This is a genomic window from Mesonia aestuariivivens (assembly GCF_019311235.1).
GTDB lineage: Bacteria > Bacteroidota > Bacteroidia > Flavobacteriales > Flavobacteriaceae > Mesonia > Mesonia aestuariivivens.
The window spans coordinates 25,763-48,175 of the sequence record NZ_JAHWDF010000015.1 but is presented as its reverse complement, the minus strand read 5'-3'; the positions used below and the strand labels follow the sequence as shown (position 1 = coordinate 48,175).

21 protein-coding genes are annotated in these 22,413 nt (G+C 34.6%); 17 read left to right on the top strand and 4 right to left on the bottom strand.

Features of this window, described 5'->3' with window-relative positions:
• The first annotated feature begins 85 nt into the window (after positions 1-85).
• The gene (gene rlmN, locus KW502_RS12720) at positions 86-1,132 is read left to right on the top strand and encodes a dual-specificity RNA methyltransferase RlmN (protein ID WP_219040933.1); all 1,047 of its coding nucleotides are present in this window, start codon (positions 86-88) and stop codon (positions 1,130-1,132) included.
• A 94-nt stretch (positions 1,133-1,226) separates the two neighbouring features.
• Here the strand turns inward: rlmN and KW502_RS12715 are convergent, their stop codons facing one another.
• The gene (locus KW502_RS12715; protein WP_219040932.1) at positions 1,227-2,264 is read right to left on the bottom strand and encodes a T9SS type A sorting domain-containing protein; all 1,038 of its coding nucleotides are present in this window, start codon (positions 2,262-2,264) and stop codon (positions 1,227-1,229) included.
• Positions 2,265-2,473: 209 nt separating this feature from the next.
• Between KW502_RS12715 and KW502_RS12710 the strand changes: the two genes are divergently transcribed.
• From KW502_RS12710 to dnaG, 5 genes are all read left to right on the top strand, one after another.
• Entirely contained in the window at positions 2,474-3,451 is a 978-nt protein-coding gene (locus KW502_RS12710; RefSeq protein WP_219040966.1) for a polyprenyl synthetase family protein, read from the top strand.
• A gap of 291 nt (positions 3,452-3,742) precedes the next feature.
• Positions 3,743-4,339, top strand: a complete 597-nt coding sequence (locus KW502_RS12705; RefSeq protein ID WP_255554239.1) for an RNA polymerase sigma factor — start codon at positions 3,743-3,745, stop codon at positions 4,337-4,339.
• Positions 4,326-5,081, top strand: a complete 756-nt coding sequence (locus tag KW502_RS12700) for a hypothetical protein (protein ID WP_219040931.1) — start codon at positions 4,326-4,328, stop codon at positions 5,079-5,081. Before KW502_RS12705 ends, KW502_RS12700 begins: the two co-directional genes overlap by 14 nt.
• An 85-nt stretch (positions 5,082-5,166) precedes the next feature.
• Positions 5,167-6,243 (top strand): hypothetical protein, encoded by a 1,077-nt coding sequence (locus KW502_RS12695; protein ID WP_219040930.1) that lies wholly within the window; start codon positions 5,167-5,169, stop codon positions 6,241-6,243.
• Positions 6,244-6,347: 104 nt separating this feature from the next.
• Positions 6,348-8,315, top strand: a complete 1,968-nt coding sequence (gene dnaG, locus KW502_RS12690) for a DNA primase (protein WP_219040929.1) — start codon at positions 6,348-6,350, stop codon at positions 8,313-8,315.
• A gap of 1 nt (position 8,316) precedes the next feature.
• Here the strand turns inward: dnaG and nadE are convergent, their stop codons facing one another.
• Positions 8,317-9,108 carry an NAD(+) synthase gene (nadE, locus tag KW502_RS12685; RefSeq protein ID WP_219040928.1) on the bottom strand — a complete coding sequence of 264 codons (792 nt, stop codon included), beginning with the start codon at positions 9,106-9,108 and terminating at the stop codon, positions 8,317-8,319.
• 104 nt (positions 9,109-9,212) lie between these two features.
• On the opposite strand from nadE, the gene gldB reads away from it, so the two are divergent.
• Both gldB and gldC read left to right on the top strand, forming a co-directional pair.
• Positions 9,213-10,181, top strand: a complete 969-nt coding sequence (gldB, locus tag KW502_RS12680; protein ID WP_219040927.1) for a gliding motility lipoprotein GldB — start codon at positions 9,213-9,215, stop codon at positions 10,179-10,181.
• Positions 10,182-10,183: 2 nt separating this feature from the next.
• The gene (gene gldC, locus KW502_RS12675) at positions 10,184-10,519 is read left to right on the top strand and encodes a gliding motility protein GldC (RefSeq protein ID WP_219040926.1); all 336 of its coding nucleotides are present in this window, start codon (positions 10,184-10,186) and stop codon (positions 10,517-10,519) included.
• Positions 10,520-10,722: 203 nt separating this feature from the next.
• On the opposite strand, the gene yihA is transcribed toward gldC, so the two are convergent.
• Together yihA and KW502_RS12665 are read right to left on the bottom strand one after the other, a co-directional pair.
• On the bottom strand, positions 10,723-11,319 hold the full coding sequence (gene yihA / locus KW502_RS12670; RefSeq protein ID WP_219040925.1) for a ribosome biogenesis GTP-binding protein YihA/YsxC: 597 nt from the start codon (positions 11,317-11,319) through the stop codon (positions 10,723-10,725).
• 3 nt (positions 11,320-11,322) lie between these two features.
• Positions 11,323-12,087 (bottom strand): alpha/beta fold hydrolase, encoded by a 765-nt coding sequence (locus KW502_RS12665; RefSeq protein WP_219040924.1) that lies wholly within the window; start codon positions 12,085-12,087, stop codon positions 11,323-11,325.
• A gap of 282 nt (positions 12,088-12,369) precedes the next feature.
• On the opposite strand from KW502_RS12665, the gene mraZ reads away from it, so the two are divergent.
• From mraZ to murG, 9 genes are read left to right on the top strand one after another with little or no spacing between them, the layout of a single operon-like run.
• Positions 12,370-12,840, top strand: coding sequence for a division/cell wall cluster transcriptional repressor MraZ (mraZ, locus tag KW502_RS12660; protein ID WP_219040923.1), 471 nt, complete (start codon positions 12,370-12,372; stop codon positions 12,838-12,840).
• Positions 12,827-13,723 carry a 16S rRNA (cytosine(1402)-N(4))-methyltransferase RsmH gene (gene rsmH / locus KW502_RS12655; RefSeq protein WP_219040964.1) on the top strand — a complete coding sequence of 299 codons (897 nt, stop codon included), beginning with the start codon at positions 12,827-12,829 and terminating at the stop codon, positions 13,721-13,723. Before mraZ ends, rsmH begins: the two co-directional genes overlap by 14 nt.
• Before the next feature lie 6 nt (positions 13,724-13,729).
• The gene (locus KW502_RS12650; protein ID WP_219040922.1) at positions 13,730-14,047 is read left to right on the top strand and encodes an FtsL-like putative cell division protein; all 318 of its coding nucleotides are present in this window, start codon (positions 13,730-13,732) and stop codon (positions 14,045-14,047) included.
• Between the two features lie 3 nt (positions 14,048-14,050).
• Entirely contained in the window at positions 14,051-16,018 is a 1,968-nt protein-coding gene (locus KW502_RS12645) for a PASTA domain-containing penicillin-binding protein (RefSeq protein WP_219040921.1), read from the top strand.
• Entirely contained in the window at positions 16,015-17,478 is a 1,464-nt protein-coding gene (locus KW502_RS12640) for a UDP-N-acetylmuramoyl-L-alanyl-D-glutamate--2,6-diaminopimelate ligase (protein ID WP_219040920.1), read from the top strand. The genes KW502_RS12645 and KW502_RS12640 overlap by 4 nt, the downstream gene beginning before the upstream one ends.
• A 20-nt stretch (positions 17,479-17,498) precedes the next feature.
• Positions 17,499-18,728, top strand: a complete 1,230-nt coding sequence (gene mraY, locus KW502_RS12635; RefSeq protein WP_219040919.1) for a phospho-N-acetylmuramoyl-pentapeptide-transferase — start codon at positions 17,499-17,501, stop codon at positions 18,726-18,728.
• A 1-nt stretch (position 18,729) separates the two neighbouring features.
• Positions 18,730-20,064, top strand: a complete 1,335-nt coding sequence (gene murD / locus KW502_RS12630; RefSeq protein WP_219040918.1) for a UDP-N-acetylmuramoyl-L-alanine--D-glutamate ligase — start codon at positions 18,730-18,732, stop codon at positions 20,062-20,064.
• 7 nt (positions 20,065-20,071) lie between these two features.
• Entirely contained in the window at positions 20,072-21,310 is a 1,239-nt protein-coding gene (locus tag KW502_RS12625) for an FtsW/RodA/SpoVE family cell cycle protein (RefSeq protein ID WP_369412532.1), read from the top strand.
• The gene (gene murG / locus KW502_RS12620) at positions 21,307-22,398 is read left to right on the top strand and encodes an undecaprenyldiphospho-muramoylpentapeptide beta-N-acetylglucosaminyltransferase (protein WP_219040917.1); all 1,092 of its coding nucleotides are present in this window, start codon (positions 21,307-21,309) and stop codon (positions 22,396-22,398) included. The genes KW502_RS12625 and murG overlap by 4 nt, the downstream gene beginning before the upstream one ends.
• The last annotated feature ends 15 nt before the right edge of the window (positions 22,399-22,413 follow it).

Genomic DNA, 22,413 nt, shown 5'->3' with positions numbered 1-22,413 from the left:
AGAGCTCCAACAAAGCTTTAATCGCTTACGCATCAGTAATTAGAATAAAAGAAAACAACTCCATGAAGTTTTATACCTTTGCATTGTGAAAGATAAGAAAAGAGACATACGCGCATTAAGTAAAGAGCAACTTAGAGAATTTTTTGTTGCTGAAGGAGATAAATCATTTAGAGGTACACAAGTGTACGAATGGTTATGGAGCAAAGGCGCTCACAGCTTTGAAGATATGACGAATATCTCGAAGCAAACCCGCCAAATGCTCGACGATAATTTTGTGATCAATCATATCAAGGTCGATCACATGCAGCGCAGTAGTGACGGTACCATAAAAAATGCCGTAAAGTTACACGATGGTTTTACCGTAGAGTCGGTATTAATTCCTACTTTTTCTAGAACCACCGCCTGCGTTTCTTCGCAAGTGGGTTGTAGTTTAGATTGTAAATTTTGCGCTACAGCAAAACTTAAGCGTATGCGAAACTTAAATCCAGATGAAATTTACGATCAGGTAGTCGCTATCGATAACGAAAGTAGACTTTATAATAATATGCCACTCTCTAATATTGTTTTTATGGGCATGGGCGAGCCGCTAATGAACTATAAAAATGTTTTAAAGTCTATAGCGATGATTACCTCTACAGAAGGCTTAGGGATGTCGCCTAAGCGAATTACCGTTTCTACCTCTGGCGTGCCAAAGATGATTAAAAAGTTAGCCGATGATGAGGTGAAATTTAATCTAGCTGTTTCTTTACATGCGGCTATCGATGAGGTACGTACGCAAATCATGCCTTTTAATGCTAATTTTCCTTTAAAAGATTTAGCAGATTCGTTGGCATATTGGTACGAGAAAACCAATCGAAGAGTGACCTACGAATATTTAATTTGGGAGGGTATAAACGATCAACAAAAAGATATTGATGCGTTGGTAGATTTTTGCAAGATAATTCCTTGTAAGGTAAATATTATTGAATACAACCCCATTGATGATGGAGAATTTCAGCAAGCTTCTTCTAGCGTTACCGATCGTTACCAACACCAATTAGAGAAAAATGGAATCACCGTTACCGTAAGGCGTTCTCGTGGTAAAGATATAGATGCCGCTTGCGGGCAATTAGCAAATAAGTCTGCTGAATAATAACTAATTTAAAACAACTTTATTTGTAAAAAGTAAAAGTATAAAAAAAGCCCGAATCGTTAGATTCGGGCTTTTTTGTTTTATAAAAATCTAATTATTTCTTAACAAACTTGAAAGTTTTAGTTTTTCCTTTAGCGTGTACTTTAGCTAAGTAAATACCTGATTGTAATGAAGAAACATTCATAGTAGTTTTTTTGTTGTTTACTTCCTGCTGAGAAGCAACTCTTTGACCTAAGATACTATAAAGCTCTACTTGCTCTATTTGTTGTTCTGCATCGATAGTTAAAATTCCGTTAGCTACAAAGTGAGATAAAGATTCATTTTTAAAATCTTCAACACTCATATCTTGTGCAGTTGTGAAAGACCAAGTTGGACTAGCAGGAGCTGAACCAGCACCATTTTTAGCTACTATGTACCAGTAATATGTTGTAGAAGCATCAACAGGAATAGAACCAATTAATGAGTTTAAAGTGCCTCTATTAGTTAAATTGTTTGGATCAGTACCAAAAAATACATCATAATCAATTGCTGGAGCCCCCGTTTCAGCAGCAAAGAAAGCGAATGTAATACTTCCATCATCATTAATTTCAACATCTGTGGCTTCATCTACTGGTGTTAGTGCTGAATTTACTGCATTTGGAGCTTCATTAATATTTGCTTCTTCTACAATAGTAAAAGACCAAGTTTGAGAACCTGTTGCAGATCCATCTGCATTTTTAGGTATTACTGACCACGTTACTGTAGCGCCTAAAGTAATATCGGTTCCAGTGATACCCACCTCAGTTGGAGGTGTAGTTTCTCCTGATGCTGGACCAAGATCTCCTAAAGAGGCTCCATTAAAAATGATTTCGTAAGCTGCTGGTGCATCGCCAGATGTAGGTGCATCCCAAGAAAGTTGGACTACTCGAGTAGTTACAGTTTGACCGTTACTATTAGTGGAGAAAGTGTGCTGAATATATACTCCTGTTTCTCCGTCTGATGGGCTAGGGTTAGTGGCTACATTTGGAGCAGCAGCTGTACTAGTGTTGTTTTCATTGGTAAATGGAACACCTTTATCAGCATTTAGAATTGTCTGAGCATTCATTGTAAAAGCAGCAAGTATAGCTGCAATACCTAAGGTAATTTTTTTCATAATTAAATTTTTTATATCTTTTATGTTGTTTATTGATGTAAATTTAATAATAAATGTAGAATAGTTAAGGGTTTTAACAGTTTTTTTTTAAGTATACTAGGGTTTAAGGAAGTTTTGTTAGGTATTTAGTTTGTTAATTAGGGCTACAAAAAAAACAAGTCTTTATTTTCTTTCTTATAAAACAGATCTAAATAGTATATTTGTGCGACGTGAAACCCATAGCTCAAATAAAAGCCCCCATTAATTTTGAGATGGAACTTTTTGAAAAAAAGTTCTTACTCTCCATGTCTTCTAAAGTGGCGTTGCTAAATAGAATTACCCATTATGTAGTAAACCGTAAAGGGAAACAAATGCGCCCTATGTTTGTGTTTTTGGTTTCTAAAATGGTTTCTGGCGGCGAGGTGAACGATCGTACGTATCGTGGCGCTTCGGTGATTGAGCTTATACATACCGCAACCTTAGTACACGACGATGTGGTCGATGATTCTAACCGGCGACGTGGTTTTTTCTCGATTAATGCACTCTGGAAAAATAAAATTGCCGTGCTCGTCGGTGATTACCTTTTATCTAAAGGACTTTTACTTTCTATCGATAATAACGATTTTGATTTGCTTAAAATTATTTCGGTAGCCGTGCGGGAGATGAGTGAAGGTGAATTATTACAAATTGAGAAAGCCCGAAAATTAGACATTACCGAAGAGGTATATTATGAAATTATTCGGCAAAAAACCGCAACCCTTATTGCTGCTTGTTGTAGTTTGGGCGCTGCCTCGGTAAAGCCCGACTCTAAACATGTAGAACGCATGCGGAAGTTTGGAGAATTAATAGGGATGGCTTTTCAGATTAAAGATGATTTATTTGATTACGGTCAAGAAAAAATAGGGAAACCTACCGGTATCGATATTAAAGAACAAAAAATGACGCTGCCCCTAATTTACGCTTTAAATAATGCCACAGAAAAAGACCGCAGGTGGCTTATTAACTCGATAAAAAATCATAATAAAGATAAAAAACGAGTAAAAGAAGTGATTCAGTTTGTAAAAGATGCCGGCGGTTTGGAGTATGCAGTCACCAAAATGAAAGCCTTTCAGCAGCAAGCTTTCGATATTATTCAAAAATATCCGGACTCTCCTTATAAAGAATCTTTAGCGTTAATGATGACTTACGTAATTGACCGTAAAAAATAAGATTTTCTTATCTAGCAGTTTTGGCTTGCGTTCTATTCAACTGTATTCAGCATCTTTTTCTATTTTCCACTTTCTCATAAAAGTTTTACGTACACACCAATTCTTTTTAGTAAAACCACGCCATTCATTATAACCTCTAGCTGCTTTCTTATTTAAAATATTCAAAATGAATAATTAAAATGCTGTAGAACTTTATTGATTTACTTTTTAAAACACTGTTAATGAGTGTTTAGTGAAATTTTTTTTGAAAAAATATAATTTCAAGCAACCTTTTTTACTTTACTTTCGTCTATGCTCATAGAAGTCTTTAATGAAAAAAAGGTGAAAGTCATTCAGTTACATCAAAACGAAAAGCGTCTAATTAAAAAGGCACTCAAAAAAGATCGTAAAGCGCAGCAGCGTTTGTACGAAACTTATTCGCCAAAAATGTTAAGCGTTTGCAGAATGTATGTGAAAGATCTGCAATTTGCAGAAGATGTAATGCTGAAGGGGTTTATGAAGGTTTTTACTCATCTCTCTAGTTACAAAGCAGCAGGAAGTTTTGAAGGTTGGATACGTAGAATTATGGTGAGAGAAGCGATTGATTTTTTAAGAAGTCAGAAGAAAGTTCAGTTTTCTGAAGCATTAGAAAATGATTCAGCATTAGCATCAGAAAACAGTTTTGGGTCGGTAGAAGAAGTAGATTTTCTTCAGCAAAAAATAGACGAATTACCCGAAGGTTATAAAGCAGTATTTATGCTTTACGCGGTAGAAGGTTACAAACATCAAGAAATTGCTAAGCTGCTTAGTATTTCTGAAGGAACCTCTAAATCACAACTTTTTAAGGCTAGAAAGTTATTGCAAACAAAAGTAGAATTACGAAGAAAAGAGCATCATGGCGGCAAATAATTTCGATAAAAAAATAAAAAAACACTTAGAAGAGCGAGAAATTAAGCCTTCTGCGAGAACTTGGGATCAGCTCGCTGCAGCATTAGAAGCAAAGGAAGAAAAATCTAATAAAAAATATTGGTGGCTAGCCATAGCGGCTAGTTTTTTGGCAGGAATTTTACTTACTTCTTTAGTGTTTAACCAACAGTCTACTCCAGCAATACAACTCGTAGAAGAGAGTACTGCCCCAAAAGAGCAAATTTATGAGGAAGTTGAAGTTGTGCAAAACAATAAAACAGAAGCTAGCTTAAAAGATAATTACACTCAAAAGCAAACAGGTTTAGCGGAAACAAAAAGTAAAATAGCACTAAAAATTGAACAGGAAAATGCTTTGCGTGCCGTCAATTCAGTTATAGAACAACAAGAAATAAACCGAGTAAAATTACAGCGTTTATCATTAAATAACTTAGCGGCTCTTCAGCAAAAACTAGTAGTTAAAAGGGATTTTAATTTAGAAGAAGATGTTATTGATAAGCCATTAGCTTCAACGAAAATTCTTTCTTCAGCAGAAGAGGCAGAACTTTTGCTGGCTCAGGCAAAACAAAATGTGAAGCTTAGAAATATTAAAAATCCTTATCCTTTAGTAAATGCTGAAGATTTGCTAGAACATATAGAAGTTGAAAATAAGCAAACCTTTAAAGAAAAAATACTTTACGCGTTAGAAAGTGGTCTTAAACAAGTGAAGAATTCCGTTATCAAGTAAAATCAGCTATCATTCATCAATCCACGACGTTTCTTCCTTCCTTAAAAGGGAAGGGGAGAAGCTAAGTGCTTAACATTAAAAAATTATGAAAACAATTATTATCAATGTAGCCTTTTTTTTAGCCCTGATTGTTGGTGTTGGAGTTCAGGCTCAAGTCGTACAATTAAATGTTATTAATAATATTGAATTGAAAATTGAAGAATTGCAAAAGCAAAAAAACAAGATCGAAAAGCTTGAAAAAGATAAGCTTCGCCAAGAAGTAGAAAAAATTAACGAGCGTTTAGAAAGTAACGAAATTACGGCAACAGAAGCAGAAGAACTAAAAAATAAAGCTGCAGAAAAGCGAGCACTAAATATACAGAGTCAGTTAACTATTATCGATGAGAATATAGCTTTGCTAGAACGAAATAGTGAACAGGTAGAAAGTGAAGACGGAGAAGAAAAACAAGAAATAGATGAATATTATACTTCATTAGCGTTTTTAAGGTATGATAAGAAAACAGATAAGTTTAAAGATTACGATTCTATACCTAGTAGAACACGTAAGGATATTTTTGTAGCCTTTGGGCTTAATCATTCGTTGATAGACGATGTGTCTTTAAGTGATTCTCCTTATAAATTGGGAGGGAGTCGTTTTTTTGAAATAGGCTATGGTTGGAATACGATGCTAAATAAAGCCGGCTGGTTAAGAATTGATTATGGGCTTAGTGTGCAGATGAATGGAATAAAAGCTAAGGATAACCAGTATTTCGTAGAAGATGAAGATCAAACTAATCTAAAGAAATACCCTTATGAATTAGATAAAGCTAAATTAAATCTCTATAACCTAGTTGTTCCATTTCATATTGAATTAGGTAAAGCGAAAACTGCGTACGGTCACGATTCTGCTTATTATGACCTAGATCATTTTAAAGTTGGTTTAGGAGGTTATGCTGGTTTAAATTTGGGAGCGAAGCAGAAATTAAAATATGAAGAAGATGGGAAAAATAAAAAAGAAAAGATAAAAGAAGATTACAATGTAGAGAAGTTTGTTTACGGACTCAGCGGCTATATGGGTTATGGTGATTGGACGCTGTATGCGAAATACGATTTAAATACCCTGTTCAAAGATAATCCAGTAGAACAACATAATGTATCTTTAGGAGTGAGGGTGAGTTTATAAAAGTGTTTTTTTATTTAGATGTTGAAAAGGGTATGAGTAACTACATATCCTTTTTTTATTTTCTTACTTTTGCAACCGATAAACTTCCTAGATATTAAGCCCACATGATACATAAGTCAACCGTAGATCAAGTTTTTGATGCCGCTCGTGTAGAAGAGGTAATTGGTGATTTTGTGCAACTAAAAAAATCTGGTTCAAATTATAAAGGTTTAAGTCCGTTTACCGATGAGCGTTCACCAAGTTTTATGGTAAGCCCAGTGAAGCAAATCTGGAAAGATTTTAGTAGTGGTAAAGGCGGGAATGTCGTGGCGTTCTTAATGGAGCACGAGCATTTTAATTATCCTGAGGCTATAAAATACCTCGCTAAAAAATACGGAATCGAAATTGAAGAAACCGAGCGAACCGACGAGCAAAAGCAGCAGGCCGATGAGCGCGAAAGTATGTATCTGGTTTCAGAATTTGCGAATCAATTTTTTCAGAAAAAACTACACAAAACCGAACAAGGTAAAGCGATTGGATTAAGCTATTTTAAAGAGCGAGGCTTTACCAACGAGACCATCAAAAAATTTGATTTAGGATACTCTCCCGATCTTTGGGATGCCTTTACGGAAGAAGCTCTAAAAAGTGGTTATAAGTTAGCGTTTTTAGAAAAAACCGGACTTAGTATTGTGAAGGAGCAAAAAAAGTTTGACCGCTTTAAAGGGCGAGTGATGTTTCCTATTCATTCTATGTCTGGCAGAACGCTAGGTTTTGGAGGTAGAATTTTAACCAACGATAAAAAAGCGGCTAAATACCTTAATTCTCCAGAAAGTGATATTTACCATAAGAGTAAAGTGCTGTATGGTATTTATCATGCCAAACAAAGCATTGCCAAAGAGGATAATTGCTATTTAGTAGAAGGCTATACCGATGTAATTCAAATGCATCAGGTAGGAATAGAAAATGTAGTCGCTTCTTCGGGTACAGCATTAACAGCAGATCAAATTAGGCTCATTAATAGGCTAACCAAAAACATTACCGTACTTTTTGATGGCGATGCTGCGGGACTTCGTGCTTCTATGCGCGGTATAGATTTAATTTTAGAACAGGGAATGAATGTAAAAGTTTGTACGTTCCCTGAAGGCGAAGATCCCGATAGTTTTGCAAAAGCTAATACACAAGAAGAGATTCAAGATTTTCTTCAGCAAAATTCAAAAGATTTTATCAGTTTTAAAGCTTCACTTTTGGTGAATCAAGCTGAAGGCGATCCCATAAAAAAGGCAGAAGTTGTTCGGGATATGGTAAACAGCATTGCTAAAATACCAGATCAAATTCAGCAAGAAATTTACTTGAAAGAATGTACGCGAATTATGGATGTCTCAGAAGATGTTTTGTACAGTACACTCGCGCAATTAAATGCGAAAAACAATAAAGAATCGGGGGGTAGTGGTAAATATACACCCAAAAAGGGAAATTTTGAGGTTATTAAGCAACCGAAAGAAGTTCGGCCAAAAGTAGATCGTCAATTTGAGTTAGAGCGTCATATTATAAGCTTGCTGTTGCGTTACGGTAAAGTGGAAGATTTGTTTGAAGAATATGTTTATAAAGAAGATAGTGACGGAAATCTTGTACTAGAGCTAGAAAAGCAGGAAGCTAAAGTTTATGAAAAAATATTTTTAGACCTTCAGGAAGATGAAATTGAATTTACTAATGATGGATTTAGGTCGTTATATGAAAAGATTATTTATGAGTTTAATACCAAAGAAGACCTAAAAGTAGAAACTTTTATTAATGAATTAACGGCAGCGCAAGCTTCAGAAATCACCGCAATATTAATGGCTGAAGAGAAAAATGTGCTTCACCGCTGGGAAGATCAAGATATTTTTGTACAGCCCAAAACAAAGCTTGAAGCTCGAGAAGTAAACGATACCATTTTAAACTTACGTATGCATTTAGTGAAGCAAAAGGTAGCAGAGCTCATGGAAGATGCCAAAAAAGATATTGCAGCGCATCACCATCAAATTCTCGAGCAGGTAATTGAATATAAAAAATTAGAAATGAATATCGCCGAACGTATTAAACGCGTGCTCTAGATTATTTCTTCAGATTTAGCGGAATCTCACAAACTGGTATAGGCTGCATTTTATGTTGATTGGCACTATTTAGTTTTTTATAAATTTTAAAAACTTCTAATTTTCGGTCAGTAAAGTGATCGGCAGTTTTTCCTAAATCGTCCATATGCATCGCCCATTCTAATTCTGGATAGGTAGCTCCAATTTGGTCTTCATCGGTACGATCGTCACCCCATAATCCATCGGTAGGCGCAGCTTTTAAAATTTCATCATGAATCCCTAAATGTGCTGCAATTTCAAAAACTTCAGTTTTTAATAAGTCGGCTATCGGACTCAAATCTACACCGCCGTCACCGTACTTGGTATAAAAACCAACGCCAAAATCTTCTACTTTATTTCCGGTTCCAGCGACCAACAGTCCTTCTAAACCTGCAAAATAATAAAGAGAAGTCATTCGTAATCTGGCGCGTGTGTTAGCTAAAGCCATAAAGCGATTTTCTTCATTTTCGACCTTTGGTAAGGTTTCCAGTAAACTATCAAAAACAGGAGTTAGATTTACATGTTGTTTTTCAGCGTGTTCAAAATTTTTGGTTAACCATTCTATATGCCTAGCACCACGACTCACTTGGTTTTCAGCTTGATGAATAGGCATTTCTAAACATTTAACTTTTAATCCTGTTTTTGCACAAAGCGTAGAGGTTACAGCAGAGTCAATTCCGCCACTAATACCAATTACAAAACCATTTACATTGGCTTTTACCGCATAATTTTTTAACCAGTGTACAATATGTTCTACTACTTTTTCAGCTTGCATGGACGAATGTTTTAAGTTTATAAATTACCTTTGCAGCAAAAATAAGCTTTTAAGTATAATTATAAATACGAAAGCGCGTTAAAACCAATTGTAAGAATAAGTCTATGCTCAAAAATATTATCTATTTATTATTGATAATTAATTTCATAACAAGTTGTAAAAATGATAGCGAGAAGATAGAAGAAGAGATTGCTAAAATTCCTGTTAATGTAGCGGTAGATCGTTTTGATAAAGTTTTTGCTGAAGCTACGCCAGAAGATATTCCGAAGTTAAAGAGAGAGTATCCATTATTATTCCCAAAACAATATGCAGATTCGGTTTGGGTGAAGATGATAAACGATACCATCCAGCAAGAATTAAATAGAGAAACCCTTAAAGCGTTTCCTGAATTTGAGCAGCAAGAAGCCTTAGAGAATCTTTTTCAGCATCTTAAGTATTATTTTCCGCAGTTCCAAGTGCCAAAAGTAATTACCGTAACTTCAGAAGTAGATTATCGTCATCAAACAATAGTCACAGATACTGTGGTGTTAGTTTCTTTAGATACGTATTTAGGAGAAGAGCATAAATTTTATATAGGCTTACAGTCGTATTTAAAGAAAAAATTAAGAAAAGAACAAATTATTCCCGATATCGCTACAGCCTATGCTAAAAAGTTTACCCCTCAACCTGAAGGAAGAACTTTTTTGGCGTCTATGATCTATTATGGTAAACTTTTATATGTAAAAGATCAACTAATTCCCAATTTTTCTGAGGCACAGCGCATGGGCTATACTTCTAAAGAAATAACTTGGGCACATACTAATGAAGAGCAAATATGGCGTTATTTTATAGAGCATGAATTGCTATATGATACAGATAATGAATTAGAACAGCGGTTTATTAATTTGGCGCCTTTTTCAAAATTTAGATTACAATTAGACAATGAAAGTCCGTCACAATTAGGACAATATATGGGGTGGCAAATTGTAAAACAATTTGCAGCTAAAAATCCCGAGGTTTCTTTGGCTGAAGTATTGCAGTTAGATGCCGAAACTATTTTTAAACAATCAAATTATAAACCTAGAAAACCATAAGCATGGCAAATAAAAAATCTGAAATAAAAATACAAGTAGAAGTAGATGAAAATAATGTTCCTGAAGCTTTAAATTGGACGGCTCAAGATGGTGGTATCGATCATGAAGAGGCAAAAGCGATGCTACTTTCACTTTGGGACAGCAAGCAGCAGGAAACCTTACGTATAGATTTGTGGACTAAAGATATGCCTGTAGATGAAATGAAAGTTTTCTTTCACCAAACTTTAGTAGCGTTAAGTGATACTTTTTACAGAGCGACTGAAGATGAGAAAATGATGGAAACCATGAAAGATTTCTGTGCTTATTTTGCTGAAAAATTAGAATTGAATAAAGAGTAGTAAGTGGTGGTGAATTTATTTAAAATCTGAAAATATAAAGGTGTTCTTAGTATTTTATAACTATTAATAAACACAAATTGTTTAAATGAACTCAATAAATATTTAAACAACATAGAAAGTGGAGGAGTTTTAGACATATTTATTACGTGTTAAAATTTCTCCGCAATAATGTTTTTAATGCTCAGAATTTAAAAATAAGATTTTTAAAGTGAGTTATTAACCTCTTCAATATAATTAATAATTTCATCTCTACCAATTTCTTTAGAAGATGAAGAAATAAAATAAGGAGGCACGCTCGCCCAAGTTTCTAATAATTTTTTCTGATAATCTTCTACATTTCGTTCTAGTGCATTAGGTTTTAACTTATCTGCTTTAGTGAAAATAATCGCAAACGGAATCATGTTTTCGCCTAACCATTGCATAAATTCTAAATCTATTTTTTGTGGTTCATGACGAGAATCAACTAAAATAAATGCTGAAATTAACTGCTTTCTATCCTTAAAATAATCGGTAATAAATTTTTGAAATGTTTTTTTGTCTTTCTTGCTAACTCTTGCGTAGCCATAGCCTGGTAAATCTACAAGATGCCAATTTTCATTGATTAGAAAATGATTAATGAGCTGAGTTTTTCCAGGTCTTCCAGAAGTTTTAGCCAAGCTTTTTCGCTTGGTTAACATATTGATTAAAGAAGACTTACCAACATTACTTCTTCCTATAAAAGCATATTCTGGTAAATTGCTCTCAGGACATTTTTTAACGTCACTGTTGCTAATTACAAACTTGGCAGATTTAATTTCCATTTCTTACAGCTGCTTGTCTTTTAACCAATGGTGAAACAATTTATTGAATTTTTTGGGGTGCTCCATCATGGCTGCATGACCACATTTATCGATCCAGTATAATTTAGAGTTTGGGAGTAATCTATAAAAGTCTTCCGCTACGTCTGGTGGTGTAACATGGTCTTGTTTACCCCAAATAATACAAGTTTCGGTATTCATTTTAGGTAAATCTTTGGCCATATTATGTCTAATGGCACTTTTAGCAATCGCTAAAGTTTTGATTAGCTTATTTCTGTTATTAACAGTAGCATACACATCATCTACAATTTCTTTGGTAGCAACCGCAGGATCGTAAAAAACATTTTCCGCTTTTTTCTTAATGTACTCGTAGTCGCCGCGTTTAGGATAACTTTCTCCCATGGCACTTTCATAAAGACCAGAACTTCCAGTAATCACTAAGCCTTTAATTTTTTCAGGATACAGTTTTGTGGTTAATAAAGCAATATGGCCTCCAAGAGAATTTCCTAATAAAATTACTTCTGAGTAATTTTTAAAGTCGATAAACTCCTTGATGTATTTAGCAAAGTTACTTACACTTGTTTTTAAAAGTGGCATGGAGTATAGTGGAAGTTCAGGAATCACAACTTTATAACCGTTTTCTGGAAAAAATTGTGCTACACCGTCAAAGTTACTTAAACCTCCCATTAAACCATGTAGGATAATTATTGGAGTGCCTTCTCCTTTTTCGATATAATTAAACTTTCCTTCAGATTTAATTTCTTCTTTCATTAATGAGAATTGCGGTTAGCAAACACAAATATAGAGATTATTGTTTAAGAATGAATAATTATTGTGACCCGATAAAGAATAGATTTTTAATCTTATAGTTTTGAGCTTGTTCACAATTAATCACCCCACTTCATTACACTTTTTTTAACCTGCTGTTTGTCAGTAATTTTAGGGGGTTTCGCGATTTTGATACTGTATAGGAATCAAAACTTATCAACAATGTGGTAGAATGTGGTAAAAAGTGGTAATATTTTCAATATCTTTGAATTAAGAATTCTTGACGTGGTAAACTTAATTGGATCATATGAATGTAAAATCGATGCGAAAGGTCGATTGATGGTTCCTTCAAAATTGAAATCACAACTTCTACCTATGCTAGAAGATGGTTTTGTTTTGAAGAGAGCTGTATTTCAGCCATGTATAGAATTGTATCCAATGAGTGAGTGGAATGCTTTAATGAAAAAAGTAAACTCACTTAATCGCTTTAAAAAGAAAAATAACGATTTTATAAGAAGGTTTACAGCAGGAGTGAAAATGGTAGAAGTAGATGCTAATGGCCGACTTTTGGTACCGAAAGATCTTTTAAATTTTGCTGAACTTCAAAAAGAAATCGTGTTGTCTTCTGCGGTGAATATCGTGGAGATTTGGGATAAAAATAAATATGAAGCTGCTATTGAAGATGCAACAGATGACTTTGCAGATTTGGCAGAAGAAGTAATGGGAGGACTTGATGAAGAATTTGGAATATCATAATCCAGTATTATTAAAAGAAACAGTTGATGGTTTAAATATTAAGCCAAATGGTGTATATGTAGATGTTACGTTTGGAGGAGGAGGGCATTCTCGTGAAATTCTTAGCCGATTAAATGAAAACGGAAAATTGTTTGCTTTTGATCAAGATCCTGATGCTAAACAAAATAAAATTGATGATAAACGTTTTACGCTTATCCCTGAAAATTTTAAATTTTTAAGACAGTTTTTACGGTTTTATGGATGTAAGAAGGTAGACGGTGTGTTGGGTGATTTTGGTGTTTCTTCTCATCAGTTTGATGTAGCAGAGCGTGGTTTTTCTACACGGTTTGATTCGAAGCTCGATATGCGTATGAATCAGAAGGAAAAGCTAAGTGCTTATGAGGTAATAAATACCTATTCTGAAGAGCAGTTGCGTTCAGTTTTTTATCAATATGGCGAATTGAAAAATTCACCAAAATTGGCGCGAGTAATTGTAGAAGAACGAAGTGAACGACCTATAGAAACTGGCGATCAGTTAAAAGAATTGTTAATGCCGCATTTGTTTAAGTATAGAGAATTTAAAATTTTAGCTCAGATTTATCAAGCCATTCGTATTGAAGTAAATCAAGAGATTGAAGTATTAAAAGATTTTTTACAACAAACAGAACAAGTCTTAGAAAAAGGGGGGCGTATAAGTTTAATCTCTTACCATTCTTTAGAAGATCGTTTGGTGAAAAGATATATTAGAAATGGTCTTTTTGAAGGAGAGCCAGAAAAAGATGTTTTTGGTCGGGTGGAAGTTCCATTTAAAAAAGTAGGGAAGTTAATCGTGCCTAAAGAACAAGAAATTAAACAAAATAATCGAGCGAGGAGTGCGAAATTAAGAATAGGAGAGCGAATCTAACGAGCAATGAAAAAAGGAGTTTACGATATTTTTAAAGGTAAATTTTTGATCAGTGATGATGCGCTAAAAAACTGGAGTTTTATTCTTTTTTGTACCGCATTAGCTATTGTTATGATTGCTTGTTCGCATAGCGCCGAAAGAAAAGTACATCAAATCGCTAAAATTAATAAAGAAGTTAGAGAGTTAAGAAGTGAGCATGTGGATTTAGAAAAAAATTTAATGCGTCTTAAAATGGAGTCTACCATCTTAAAACAATTAGATGGTACTGGGTTGGGGCTTTCTAAAACTCCTCCTCAAAAAATAGTTATTTTAAAACAGAAGTAGTTTTTGGGATCAGAAAAAAACATATTGTATAGACTTTACCTCATTGCTGGGGGAATACTGTTGTTTGCAATTTTGATTGTTTTTAAATTGGTGAATATTCAAATTTCTGAAGGCGAAAAGTATAAAGAGCTTTCGGATAAGCGTGTTTTTAAAAATTTCACTATTCCTGCTAATAGGGGTAATCTTTATGATACAGATAGAAACTTGTTAGCTACTTCAGTACCTGAGTATGATATTCGTTTTGATGCCTTAACTGTTTCTCAAGAAAATTTTGATTTGTACTTAAAGCCATTGGCAAAAGAGCTTTCAGGAATGCTAGGTAGACCTCAGTCTTATTACATAAATGTCTTAAGAAGAGCCCGTGCTAATAAAAATAGGTATTTTTTAGTGGCTAGGGGGTTGGGGTATTCTCAATATGTGAAAATTAAATCGTTTCCAATGTTTCGTTTAGGGGCTTATAAAGGTGGTTTTATTTCAGAACAACGCACGGTAAGAGAACGCCCGCTTGGTAAGATAGGAGAACGAACAGTGGGGCATGGGCAAGCTGGTTTAGAAGGAGCTTATGATGAATATTTAAAAGGAAAAGATGGGCATCGTCTAAAACAAAAAATAGCTCAGGGACAATGGAAGCCAATTAGTGATGAAAATGAGCGAGAGCCAGAAGATGGTTTAGATGTCGTTTCAACTATAGATATTAATATTCAAGACATAGCACACCATGCATTGCTTTCTCAGTTAGAGCGCTTTCAGGCAGATCATGGTACTGTGGTGGTGATGGAGACCCAAACCGGTGAAATTAAAGCCATGGCAAATTTAGGGCGCACCGATGAGGGAAAATATTACGAGAAGAGAAATTATGCAATTTGGGAATCTCACGAGCCAGGTAGTACATTTAAGCTCATGTCTATGGTGGCGGCGTTAGAAGATAAAGTGATAGATACTGCAGATGTTGTAGATACAGAAGACGGGACTATTAAATATTACGATCGCGTGGTACGTGATTCTCATCGTGGGGGGTATGGTAAAATTTCAGTAGCAAGAGCTTTTGAAGTTTCTTCTAATACAGCTTTTTCAAAGTTTATTTATGAAAGCTATAAAAACGACCCTGAAGCTTTCGTGAATCGGTTAGATTATATGGGGCTTAATAAGAAAATAGGATTAGAAATAAAAGGTGAAGGAACCCCTAAAATACCGCATCCAGACGATAGTAATTGGTATGGCACTACCTTGCCTTGGATGTCTTTTGGGTATGGAGTTTCCATTACACCATTACAAACATTAGCGTTTTATAATGCGATTGCTAATGACGGAATTATGATTAAGCCTAGGCTAATCAAAGAGGTGAGAAGTAGAGATCGTATTGTTTACGATTATAGTCAGCCCGTGGTTCAAAACTCGGTATGCTCTAAAGAAACAGCGAGTAAGGTTCGTGAAATGATGAAGAAAACCGTAAAGCGAGGAACAGCTGCTAATATTTATACAGAAAGTTTTTCGATGGCAGGAAAAACCGGTACTTGTTTAACAGGTTATGGGGCTGGTAAAAGTGGTTCAGAATATATTGCTTCTTTTGCAGGTTATTTTCCAGCAGATCACCCTAAATATTCTTGCATTGTAGTGATTAGTAAACCCGATAGAAGTATCGGTTATTACGGAAATATTGTAGCTGGACCTGTGTTCAAAACTATCGCTCAAAAAATTTATATAGACACCCCTAATGTAGATGAAATTGAAGAACTAGAATCTACTAACAAAAAGGTGAATAAAGATTTTGAAAAATACTTCGCAGTAGCCCAAAAATATAAAACCATCGTTCCAGATGTTAAAGGCCTTCCGGCTATGGATGCAGTTGCTATTCTTGAAAACTTAGGCTTAAAAGTAAAACTAAACGGTTTAGGGAATATTAAAAAGCAATCCATCGAAAAAGGACAAAAAGTAAAACCAAATCAGCAAATTTTAATTTCTTCAATTTGATACAGTTAAAAGACATACTCTATAAAGTTTCTATTGAAAAAGTAATAGGTGATACCAGTATGGCAATCACTAACTTAAATTTTGATTCGAGAAAAGTGGCGCTTAATGATGTTTTTGTAGCCATTCGTGGAGCTTTATCTGATGGGCACCAATATATTGAACAAGCTCAAAATCAAGGAGCTTTAGCTATTGTTTGTGAGCAAATACCAGCAACACAAATTAGCGGAATTACGTATGTTCAAGTAAAAAATTCTAAAAAAGCATTAGCCTTAATGGCGAGTAACTATTACGGAAACCCTTCAGAGAATTTAAAATTAGTAGGGGTAACCGGTACTAATGGTAAAACCACGATATCAACATTACTGTATCAGTTATTTTCTAAAGCGGGTTTTAAAGTTGGCTTAATTTCAACGGTAGCTATAAAAGTGGGTGAAAAAGAATATGCTACAAAGTTAACAACACCAGACTCTATTTCTATAAATAAATATTTGGCAGAAATGAATCATGCTGGAGTAGAATTTTGCTTTATGGAAGTAAGTTCTCACGGAATTGATCAGCACCGTACTAGCGGATTAACTTTTGTAGGAGGAATATTCACAAATCTGTCGCATGATCATTTAGATTATCACCACAGTTTTGCAGCATATAGAGATGTGAAAAAGCGATTTTTTGATGAATTGCCGAAAGAAGCCTTTGCATTAACCAATGCAGACGATAAAAATGGAGCGATAATGCTTCAAAATACAAAAGCTAAAACATATACCTACGGTTTAAAAACAATGACAGATTATAAAGCTCAAATTCTAGAAAATAGTTTTGGAGGTTTATTGTTGAAGTTAAACGGAAATGAAATTTGGAGTAAACTGGTAGGTAATTTTAATGCTTATAATCTAGCGGCCATTTTCGGTACGGCAGATTTATTAGGTTTAAATGAATTAGAAAATTTAAAGCTAATGAGTAGTTTAACAGCAGTAAGTGGTAGGTTTCAGTATTTTATTTCAGATCATAAAATTGCGGCAATTGTAGATTACGCTCATACCCCTGATGCGCTAAAAAATGTATTAGAAACTATAAATGCTATTCGTACTAAAAATGAAGAATTGATTACGGTAGTGGGTTGCGGTGGTGATCGTGATAAAACCAAACGACCAAAAATGGGGCATATCGCTTCAGAATTAAGTACAAAAGTAATCTTGACTAGCGATAACCCTAGAACAGAAGACCCTGATGAAATTATCGAAGAGGTAGTAGCTGGAGTAGAACCTCAAAACACAAAAAAAGTAATTGCTGTTACCAGTAGAAGGCAAGCTATTAAAACGGCCTGTGTAATGGCTGCACCTAACGATATTATTTTAATTGCGGGAAAAGGGCATGAAACTTATCAAGAAGTAAATGGAGTGCGCTCAGATTTTGATGATATGAAAATCGTAAAAGAATTCTTAGCACAATTAGAGAAGTAATAAAAAGGAAAAACTAGAACATGTTATACTACCTGTTTCAATTTTTAGAAGATCAATATAATTTGCCTGGAGCGCAGATATTTGAGTTTATCTCATTTCGTGCAGCCTTAGCGATTATTATTTCTCTATTAATCTCTACCATCTTTGGGAAAAGAATTATTGGCTACTTATTAAAAAAACAAGTTGGTGAGAGTGTTCGTGATTTAGGCCTTCGAGGTCAGTCAGAGAAAGCGGGTACACCAACCATGGGTGGGCTAATTATCATCATGGCAACGCTAATTCCAGTATTGCTTTTTGCGAAGTTAGACAATGTTTACGTTTGGTTGCTAATTGTGACCACTTTGTGGATGGGGGTTATCGGGTTTATTGATGATTACATTAAAATATTCAAAAAAAATAAAGAAGGTTTACAAGGAAAGTTTAAAATAATTGGTCAGGTAGGCTTAGGGATTATCGTAGGAGCAACTATGTATTTTCATCAAGACATTACTATAAAAGAGCAGGTGAAAACAGATGTGGTTAAAGAAGAAATTACAGATGCGAAGACGAATAACTTTGAAACCGAAAAAAAATCGACTAAAACCACCATTCCTTTTGTTAAAAACAATGAGTTTGACTATTCTAGTTTAATTACTTGGATAGATCCAGACTATGCAAAATATGCGTGGATCATTTTTATTCCTATCGTTATTTTTATTGTCACCGCTGTTTCTAATGGTGCCAATCTAACCGATGGGATAGATGGTTTAGCGGCAGGATCTTCAGCCATCATCGTTCTTACTTTAGGGCTTTTTGCGTGGGTTTCTGGAAATATTATTTTTTCAGATTATTTAAACGTCATGAATATTCCGCATTCAGGAGAAATGACGGTTTATATCGCTGCTTTTGCGGGAGCCTTGGTAGGTTTTCTATGGTATAATACGTATCCAGCGCAAGTGTTTATGGGTGATACGGGTAGTTTAACGATTGGTGGTATTATAGCAGTATTGGCGATAGCAACTAGAAAAGAATTGCTAATCCCTATTCTCTGCGGAATTTTTTTAATTGAAAATTTATCAGTAGTGCTGCAAGTAGGTTGGTTTAAATATACAAGAAAGCGATTTGGTGTAGGAAGACGTGTATTTCTTATGTCTCCCTTGCATCATCATTATCAGAAAAAAGGTCATCACGAAAGTAAAATTGTAGTGAGATTTTGGGTTGTAGGGATTTTTCTAGCAGTGCTTACCATTATAACTTTAAAATTAAGATAAATTGAAAAGATTAGTAGTGCTTGGTGGTGGAGAAAGTGGGGTAGGAACCGCATTATTAGGTAAGGCAAAAGGCTATGAAGTTTTTGTTTCAGATAAAGGCAAAATTGCCCAGAAATATAAAGAAGTTCTCGTAAGTAATGACATAGATTGGGAAGAAGAAAAGCATACAGAAGCCCTTATTTTAAATGCGAATGTGGTGATGAAAAGTCCTGGTATTCCTGAAAAAGTAGAAATAGTACAAAAGCTTTTTCAAAAGGAAATTCCAGTAATTTCTGAAATTGAATTTGCTTCGGCATTTACCAAAGCTAATCTAATTGGTATTACTGGTAGCAATGGTAAAACTACCACCGCAACGTGGGTAGATTATGTGTTGGAGAATGCGGGAGTAAATGTAGCCTTAGCTGGAAATATAGGAGATAGTTTTGCAAAAGCGGTTTTGAAAAACCAAGCCGATTTTTATGTGTTAGAACTTAGTAGTTTTCAGTTAGATGGGATAGAAGATTTTAAACCTCATATAGCGGTTTTAACCAATATCACACCAGATCATTTAGATCGGTATAATTATAAATATGAAAATTATATTGCTTCTAAATTTAGAATTATAAAGAATCAAACAGAAAATGATTATTTTATCTATGATGCAGATAATCCAACCATCGCAGAATGGATAGAGAAATTTGATGTAAAAGCAAAAAAACTGCCGTTAACTTTCCAAAAGAAAGTAAAAGAAGGAGCGTATGCAGATGAGCAAAATATTGTAGTAAGAATAGTAGATAATGAGTTTATTATGGCAAGAGAAGATTTAGCATTGAAGGGAGAGCATAATACTAAAAATGCAATGGCAGCTTCTACCGTAGCGCAGCTTTTAAAAATAAAAAAACAAATCATACGCGAGAGTATGGGAAGTTTTCAAGGAGTAGAGCATCGCTTAGAGAGAGTATTGAAAATTAATAATGTACAGTATATTAATGATTCTAAAGCGACTAATATTAACGCAACGTATTATGCCTTAGAGAGTGTTTCCGCTGAAACAATTTGGATCGTAGGTGGAGTAGATAAAGGTAATAAATATGAAGAATTATTGCCTTTAGTAAATGAAAAAGTAAAAGCTGTGATTTGTTTGGGTGTAGATAATGCTCGTATTAAAGAGGTTTTTGGTAATTGTGTAGAAAATTTTGTAGAAACACAATCAATGAAAGAAGCGGTTCAATTAGCTTATCAATTAGGAAAATCAGGAGATACGGTTTTACTTTCTCCAGCTTGCGCCAGTTTTGATTTATTCGAAAATTATGAAGACCGCGGGAGACAATTTAAAAATAATGTAAGAGACTTATAGATCATTAGTGGCATTAAAAGATAACATATCATCAAATCATATATTTTCTTATCTAAAGGGAGATAAAGCTATTTGGGCAGCAGCAGCGCTTTTGGCTATATTCTCTTTTATACCTGTATATAGTGCCAGTAGTAATTTGGCCTATTTATACGGTGATGGAGATACTTTTAAATACTTAATTACACATTTTGTACATTTATTTTTAGGTTTTGTAATTGTGTATGCTGTACATCGTATTCCTTACCACTACTTTAAAGGTTTGTCTATTTTAATGATTCCTGTAGTAGTGGGCTTATTAGTATATACCTTGGCTCAAGGAACCACTATTGGAGGGGCAAACGCTAGTAGATGGATTACTATTCCTATTATCAATAAAACCTTTCAAACATCAACCTTGGCTTCTGTTATTTTAATGATTTATGTAGCAAGGTATTTATCAAAAATTCAAAACAAAGAACTTCAGTTTAAAGAAACAATTTTGCCACTTTGGTTGCCGGTAGGTGCAATTTTAATGTTAATTTTGCCAGCTAATTTTTCTACTACGGCTATTCTTTTTTTAATGGTGATTGCTTTGGTTTTTTTAGGCGGCTATCCTTTAAAATATATCGGAATTATTTTAGGTTCCGGAATTTTAATCTTGTCATTATTTGTGCTGTCTGCAAAAGCTTTTCCAGGAGTTTTTCCTAACCGAGTAGATACTTGGATTAGCAGGGTAGAAAATTTTGTAAGTGGAGAAGATACAGAAGCAGATTATCAGATTGAAAGAGCAAAAATAGCCATAGCAAGAGGCGGCATAGCAGGAGAAGGAATAGGGAAAAGTATTCAGCGTAATTTTCTACCTCAGTCTTCTTCAGATTTTATTTATGCAATTATTGTAGAAGAAATGGGACTTATAGGCGCTTTTGGAGTAATGTTAGCTTACCTATTTATTTTGTTTAGGTTAGTGATTATTTCAACTAAAGCCCCCACTGTGTTTGGAAAGCTAGTAGTCATTGCTGTGGGTTTACCAATTATTGTTCAAGCCTTAATTAATATGGCAGTAGCCGTAGAATTGTTTCCGGTAACAGGACAAACACTTCCGCTTATTAGTAGCGGTGGGTCCTCTATTTGGATGACGTGTTTAGCCCTTGGTATTGTACAAAGTGTAGCTGCAAAACGAGAAGAAATTAAAAAACAAGAAGAAGAAAATAATTCAATTGAAGATAATAACGATAATCCGTTAGAAATTTTGAGTGAAGCCATATGAGAAAATTAAAATTCATACTATCAGGAGGCGGAACTGGCGGTCATATTTACCCAGCGGTCGCTATTGCAGATGAGCTAAAAAGACGTCATCCCAATGCTGAATTTTTATTTGTGGGAGCACAAGACCGTATGGAAATGCAAAAAATTCCGCAAGCAGGTTATCAAATTGAAGGATTATGGATTAGCGGAATTCAACGTAAATTAACCCTTCAAAACCTAGCTTTTCCTTTTAAATTATTCAGCAGTTTACGCAAATCTAGAAAAATTATCAAAAACTTTCAGCCCGATGTAGTTGTGGGTACTGGCGGTTTTGCGAGCGGACCTTTATTGAAAGTTGCGAATCAAAAAAATATACCTACGGTATTGCAAGAGCAAAATTCGTTTGCCGGCATCACCAATAAATGGTTGGCCAATCAAGCCAATAAAATTTGTGTGGCCTATGCAGGAATGGAGAACTTCTTTCCGAAAGAAAAGATAAAATTTACAGGAAACCCAGTTCGACAAGATCTTATCGAAATTGCTCATAAAGAAAATGAAGCGCAAGCTTTTTTTAAACTCGTACCCAATAAAAAAACAATTTTAATTCTTGGCGGTAGTTTAGGAGCTAAGCGCATTAATGAATTGGTAGAAGCTAATTTGACTTATTTTGAAGAAAACAGTTTGCAGGTCGTTTGGCAAACAGGAAAACTGTATTTCGAGAAGTACAAAAAGTATCAATCGAAGACTATTCAAGTGCATGAATTTTTAAACCGAATGGATTTAGCGTATAGTGCTGCAGATATAATTATTTCTAGAGCGGGAGCAGGATCGGTGAGTGAACTGTGTATGGTAGCAAAACCAGTGTTATTTATTCCATCGCCAAATGTTGCTGAAGATCATCAGGCTAAAAATGCATTAAGTCTAGTGAAAGAAGATGCGGCATTAATGTTGAAAGAAACACAATTGGAAGAAAAATTTCAACAAGAATTTTCAGCATTATTAAATTCAGCAACGCTTCAGCAAAAATTAGCAACAAATATCTTAACCTTAGCCAAACCAAATGCTACTAAAGATATTGTAGATGAAATAGAAAAACTAATTAAAAAATAAAAGTTACTCTGAACT

Coding starts and splice junctions, on each gene's coding strand:
- KW502_RS12715 (WP_219040932.1), bottom strand. CDS start 2,264: ATGAAAAAAATTACCTTAGGTATTGCAGCTATACTTGCTGCTTTTACA.
- KW502_RS12705 (WP_255554239.1), top strand. CDS start 3,743: ATGCTCATAGAAGTCTTTAATGAAAAAAAGGTGAAAGTCATTCAGTTA.
- KW502_RS12700 (WP_219040931.1), top strand. CDS start 4,326: ATGGCGGCAAATAATTTCGATAAAAAAATAAAAAAACACTTAGAAGAG.
- KW502_RS12695 (WP_219040930.1), top strand. CDS start 5,167: ATGAAAACAATTATTATCAATGTAGCCTTTTTTTTAGCCCTGATTGTT.
- dnaG (WP_219040929.1), top strand. CDS start 6,348: ATGATACATAAGTCAACCGTAGATCAAGTTTTTGATGCCGCTCGTGTA.
- nadE (WP_219040928.1), bottom strand. CDS start 9,108: ATGCAAGCTGAAAAAGTAGTAGAACATATTGTACACTGGTTAAAAAAT.
- gldB (WP_219040927.1), top strand. CDS start 9,213: ATGCTCAAAAATATTATCTATTTATTATTGATAATTAATTTCATAACA.
- gldC (WP_219040926.1), top strand. CDS start 10,184: ATGGCAAATAAAAAATCTGAAATAAAAATACAAGTAGAAGTAGATGAA.
- yihA (WP_219040925.1), bottom strand. CDS start 11,319: ATGGAAATTAAATCTGCCAAGTTTGTAATTAGCAACAGTGACGTTAAA.
- KW502_RS12665 (WP_219040924.1), bottom strand. CDS start 12,087: ATGAAAGAAGAAATTAAATCTGAAGGAAAGTTTAATTATATCGAAAAA.
- KW502_RS12650 (WP_219040922.1), top strand. CDS start 13,730: ATGAAAAAAGGAGTTTACGATATTTTTAAAGGTAAATTTTTGATCAGT.
- mraY (WP_219040919.1), top strand. CDS start 17,499: ATGTTATACTACCTGTTTCAATTTTTAGAAGATCAATATAATTTGCCT.
- murG (WP_219040917.1), top strand. CDS start 21,307: ATGAGAAAATTAAAATTCATACTATCAGGAGGCGGAACTGGCGGTCAT.